This window comes from Streptomyces sp. NPDC058964, assembly GCF_042741275.1.
Classification (GTDB): domain Bacteria; phylum Actinomycetota; class Actinomycetes; order Streptomycetales; family Streptomycetaceae; genus Streptomyces.
Genome location: NZ_JBHYKH010000589.1, coordinates 1 through 5304, shown reverse-complemented (window position 1 = coordinate 5304; position 5304 = coordinate 1). Strand labels below are relative to the sequence as shown.

The window sequence follows — 5304 nt, the reverse complement described above, 5'->3', positions numbered from 1 at the left end:
CCGTGAAGGGGTCGGGACCGGTCTCGTTCGCCGCCTGCAGGAAGACCTCGCTCGCCATGGCCGAACCGCCCCCACCCGAGGTGGACAGGACGACGGCGACGATGACGGCGACCACGACGGCGGTGGTGAGCAGAGCGATGCGCGGCACGGACCTCCACCACGGCTGGTGCGGTTCCGGCTCCGGCGCGCCACGGCCGCCACCGGTCGGCGGCTCGGGCGGTCGTCCCGGCGGGGGTTGGGATCCCGACGACAGCGGGCCGGAAGGCGGCCCCGTGGGACGGCCGGACGACGGAGGTTCGACGCTCACGAGGTCTCCTCCCAAACGCGCTTGGTGACATTTGTTGGCTTTGTTAACCCAATCGCCACTTATGCCACAACTAACCCATTGTGTGCTCCTGCCCCTTACGACTCGCAAGCCGACGCGGACGGCCCATCCGGCGGGCGTCCCGCCCGGGGAATGCCTAGCGTGGCAACGTGATCCCCCGAACCGCCTCCGGCCCGGCCGTCGCCCGCCACGGCTGGGTGCAGGCCGTGGCCGTGGTGCTGGCCGGGTCCGTCGCCATGGTCGTCGTGGCAGCCCTGGGGCTGTGGGCGGCGGGTGCGACGGATCTGCCGGACAACGCGTTCCCCCGGGTCGTGGCGGCGACCGTCGTGGCGGCCGTCGGGGGCTCCGTGGAGCTCTCGGGGAACGCCGGGGAGCTGGCCAGGACGCGGGCGGGGCTGACCGCGATCCCGCTGTCGGTCACGCTGACCGGCGCACTGGTGATCGCCGCGGGATTCCTGCGGCCGCTGCGGCACCGGGCGGTCGCAGGGGCCGGGGAGCTGGCCGGGTGGGCCGGCCGGATCGCGGTGTTCTGGCTGATCGTGCTGATCGGTCTCGCCGTGCCGGCGCGTCAGACCTTCGCCGTCGACCTCGGCAAGGGCGTGCTCGGCACCATCGGCGAACTGTTCGACTCGGCACCGGAGGTCGGGTTCACCACGGACGTGCCCCTGACCGTGCTGTTCGGACTCCTGTGGCTGGCGGGCGTGCTCGTGCTGGTGCTGCTGGTGTCGCGGGCGGCGCCCCTGCCCGCAGGGCTGCTGCGGTTCCAGGAATCGGTCCGTCCGACGGCGTACGCCGTGGTCGCGCTGCTGCTGATGTACGTCGCCCTGGCCGGCGTCGTCGCGCTGGTCGTGGCGGCGACGCGCGGGCACCCCGCGCAGACGTTCGCGGTGATCCTGCTGGGGCTGCCGAACCTGGCCTGGCCGGCCCTGACGCTCGGCCTGGGCGCCACCTGGCACGGCCGGGTGGACGGCCCGTTCGGACTGCCCGTGCCACGCGTCCTGGCCGAGGTACTGCGGACACCGGACGTCTCCACGGTGAACCTGCGGACGCTCGCCGAGCACGACGGCAGGGTGTGGTGGCTCCTGTGGGTGGCCGTCGTGCTCGTCCTGGCCACCGGGTTCCTGATGGCGGCGCGCTCACCGGCCCGGGTGCGGCTGTGGCAGCACGCCCTGCACCTGGCCGTAGGCCTCGCCCTCGCGGTGCTCGCGGTCTGCCTGCTCGGCCGGATCTCCGCGCACTACGGTCTCTCCCTCCTCGGCATCAGCGACCTGGGCGGCGGTCTGTCCGGGGAGCTGTATCTGCGCCCCGACATCTGGTCCGCGGTCGGCCTGGCCGCGCTGTGGGGCCTGGTGGCCGGCTTCCTGGGAGGGCTGCTCGCCCGGCCGGTGCAGCGCCGGGGCGAGGTGGGGCTCCGTAAGGCCTGAAGGGGCCGGGCGTGAAGACGCCGGGCGGGCCCGGTCAGCGGCGTCAGGGCCGGCGGCCCCGGAACACCGGTTCCGCCCAGCTCGGGGGGCCCGATGCCGTTCCCGGCCCCGCGGTGAGCGCGGGCTCCGCCTCCGTCGGTGGGTGGCCGGGCTCCGGTCCGCCCGCCATGGTTCCACGCAGGGCGGCGACGAAGGAGAGGCAGGAGTCGTACCGGTCGTCGGGGGACTTGGCCAGGGCCTTGGCGAAGATCGCGTCGACGGCCGGGGGCAGGTCGGGGCGGGTCCCGGTGAGCGGTGGCGGCTCGTCGTACTGGTGGGCCCACAGCAGGGCCATGTCGTCGTCGCGCTGGAAGGGCGGGTGGCCGACCAGCATCTCCTGGACGACACAGGCGAGGCCGTAGACGTCGCAGCGGCCGTCGACCGGGCGGCCCGAGATCTGCTCCGGGGCCACGTAGTCCAGCGTGCCGACGAACTGGCCGACGGTCGTGAAGCCCGTCAGGGAGAGCGACTTCTTCGTCAGGCCGAAGTCGGTGAGGTAGACGTGCTCGGGGTGGCCGCTGTCGGTGCCCCGGCCCACCAGAACGTTGCCGGGCTTCACGTCCCGGTGGACCAGACCGTGCTCGTGGGCGGCGTCGAGCGCCGAGGCCACCTGCGCGGCGATCCGCAGCGCGGCCGGAAGGGACAACGGGCCCTCCCGGTCGAGCAGATGGCGCAGGTCGCTGCCGGAGACGAACCGCATGGCGATGTAGAGGACCCCGTCCGTCTCGCCCGCCTCGAAGACCGGCACGATGTTCGGGTGGTCGATCGCCGCCGCCACCCGTGACTCATGGGTGAAGCGCTGCCGGAAGGTGTCGTTCCGGGCGAGTTCCGGGGCGAGCAGCTTGAGCGCGACCGTGCGGTCCAGGCGCAGGTCGTGGGCCCGGTAGACGACGGCCATGCCGCCGCGGCCGATCTCGCTCTCGATGCGGTAGTTCGCGATGCGCCGTCCGACCAGCTCGGAGGGCCGGCCGGAGAACACGCTCGTCTCGTGCCCCATCACGGCTCGCTCTCAGAGGTGACGACCCGGGTCGGGGGGTGAGCCGCGACCCCGGTTCCCGGCGTCTCGCGGTCCGTGGCGTACGTGCTCAGCCGCCGCCCGTCGCCGTACATCCACCGCCCTTCCTCGGAGTCGTACAGCCACATGGCCTCCCCGTCGATCACCACGCCGATCCGCAGCCCCTGGGTACGGCCGCGGAAGGACTCCCCGTCGAGTTCGCCGCCGGCCAGTTCCTCCACCGCCGCCCGGTAGCCGGCCAGGGCCTCCTCGGCACGGGCCAGCAGCGGGCGCGGGTCGGCGGCGTCGGCGGGCGGCCCACCGGTGGCGGGCGGGTCCTCGGGCACGGCGACCAGATAGCGGCCGTCGACCCAGGCGGACCAGCCGTTGGCGCAGCGGATGTGTCCCCAGTCGCCGCGCCGCTCCACGAGCTGAACCGGCAGCAGCGGGTCGAGGGGCACGGTGGGGCGCGCGGGGTCGGGTGTCTCCCAGGCGGGCATCCCGTACGGGGGGACCACATGGGTGGGCCGGAAGCCAGGAGTGGTCATCGTGCCGCCTACTTCCGCATCACCACGGGCTCGTACCGGCGCAGCAGCCAGGAGACCAGGACGCCGAAGACCACGGACAGCACCACCAGCATCGCCATGTTGACCAGCCACACGTCCGTCGCGTGCCGGAACAGCGGGTCGGCGGTCAGCTTGCCCGGCACGATCCGGGACACCTCGATGGTGCCGGCCATCGCGCCGAGGGCCCACCGGGCGGGCACCAGCCAGGCGATCTGCTCCAGGACGGGCACCCCGTGCAGCTTCAGCAGGGCGCCGCAGAAGACGAGCTGGACGATGGAGATCAGCACCAGCAGCGGCATCGTGACGTCCTCCTTGCGCACCGCCGCCGAGACCACCAGGCCGAGCATCATCGCGGTGAAGGAGAGGAGGGCCACCGTGACGGTGATCTCCAGCAGCGGTGTCGTCACCACGCCCCGGCCGCGGGGCGCGTTGAGGTCGACCCCGAGCAGCGCGACGAGGGTGAGCACCACGGCCTGGAGCACGGTGATCGTGCCCAGCACCACGATCTTGGAGACCAGGTACGCCGATCTGGACAGGCCGACGGCACGCTCGCGCTGGTAGATCACGCGTTCCTTGACGAGCTCGCGCACGGCGTTGGCCGCGCCCATGAACACGCCGCCGACGCACAGGATGAGCAGCGCGTTCATCGCTGTGTCCAAGGTCAGCTTCGGGCCCGACAGGGCGCGGGCCATCACGCCCATCACGAACGGCAGCGCGATCATGGTGACGACGAAGATGCGGTCGGCGAGGAGCGCGGCGGTGTAGCGGCGGACCAGTGTGCTGAGCTGGGCGGCCCAGCTGCGTTGACGGGGTGGCGGGGCCACGGCGGCCGGGGCCGCGTCGGGGCGGCGGGGCTGTGCGGTCGACTCGGCGATGTAGTGCCGGTGGAAGGGCGAGTCCCGGTACTCCCCCGCCCAGTCCCGGTCCTGGTCGCGTTCGAAGGCCTCGAAGGCCTCCGGCCACTGCTCGAAGCCGAAGAAGGCGAGGGCGTCCTCCGGCTGCCCGTAGTACGCCACCCTGCCGCCGGGCGCGAGCACCAGGAGCCGGTCGCAGACGTCGAGGCTGAGGACGCTGTGTGTGACGACGATGACGGTCCGGCCGTCGTCGGCGAGGCCGCGCAGCATGTGCATCACCGAGCGGTCCATGCCGGGGTCGAGTCCGGAGGTCGGCTCGTCGAGGAAGAGCAGCGAGGGCTTGGTCAGCAGTTCCAGGGCCACGCTGACCCGCTTGCGCTGGCCGCCCGAGAGGCTGTGCACCGGCTGCCCGGTGCGCTGTTCCAGGCCGAGCTCCCGGATCACCTCGTCGACCCGGGCGCGGCGCTCCTCCGGGGCGGTGTCCTGCGGGAAGCGCAGCTCGGCGGAGTAGTTCAGGGCGGCGTGCACGGTCAGCTGGGCGTGCAGGATGTCGTCCTGCGGGACCAGGCCGATCCGCTGGCGCAGCTCGGCGTAGTCGCGGTAGAGGTCGCGGCCGTCGTACAGGACGGTGCCGTGGTCGGCGGGCCGCTGGCCGGTGAGTGCGTTGAGCAGCGTGGACTTGCCCGCACCGCTGGGTCCGACGACCGCCAGCAGGCACTTCTCGCCCACCGGGAAGGAGACGTGGTCGAGGAGGACCTTGCGTCCGCGGTCGACGGTGACCGTCAGGTCCTGTACGTCGAGGGAGACCTCACCGGTGTCGACGTACTCCTGCAGGGCGTCTCCGACGAGGCAGAAAGCGGAGTGGCCGATGCCGACGATGTCGCCGGGCCGGATCGCGGCGCGGGTGACGGGCTGGCCGTTGAGGTACGTGCCGTTGTGGCTGTGCAGGTCGACGATCTCGTAGCTGCCGTCGGCGAGGGTGCGCAGTTCGGCGTGCCTGCGGGAGACGACCAGGTCGTCGATCACGAGGTCGTTGTCGTCGGCCCGGCCGATGCGGACGGTGCGCGTGGTCAGCGGCCGGACGGTGGTGGGCCGCCGGAAG

The 5304-nt window shown here is 72.7% G+C and carries 4 protein-coding genes and 1 pseudogene; 1 reads left to right on the top strand and 4 read right to left on the bottom strand.

Annotated elements, in window-relative coordinates; all coding sequences use genetic code 11:
- A pseudogene (locus ACFW2E_RS40935) lies at positions 1–307 on the bottom strand (hypothetical protein); the annotation flags it as partial.
- Positions 308–474: 167 nt separating this feature from the next.
- Here ACFW2E_RS40935 and ACFW2E_RS40930 point away from each other — a divergent pair.
- A complete protein-coding gene (locus tag ACFW2E_RS40930) occupies positions 475–1749 on the top strand; it encodes a streptophobe family protein (protein WP_384475434.1) in 1275 nt (424 codons plus the stop codon).
- Between the two features lie 43 nt (positions 1750–1792).
- On the opposite strand, the gene ACFW2E_RS40925 is transcribed toward ACFW2E_RS40930, so the two are convergent.
- The 3 genes from ACFW2E_RS40925 to ACFW2E_RS40915 all read right to left on the bottom strand — a co-directional run.
- Positions 1793–2785 carry a serine/threonine-protein kinase gene (locus tag ACFW2E_RS40925; RefSeq protein ID WP_384475431.1) on the bottom strand — a complete coding sequence of 331 codons (993 nt, stop codon included), beginning with the start codon at positions 2783–2785 and terminating at the stop codon, positions 1793–1795.
- Positions 2785–3330 (bottom strand): hypothetical protein, encoded by a 546-nt coding sequence (locus ACFW2E_RS40920; RefSeq protein ID WP_384475428.1) that lies wholly within the window; start codon positions 3328–3330, stop codon positions 2785–2787. Before ACFW2E_RS40920 ends, ACFW2E_RS40925 begins: the two co-directional genes overlap by 1 nt.
- An 8-nt stretch (positions 3331–3338) precedes the next feature.
- Positions 3339–5304: ATP-binding cassette domain-containing protein (locus ACFW2E_RS40915; protein WP_384475424.1), on the bottom strand; the 1966-nt coding region annotated here is incomplete at its 5' end.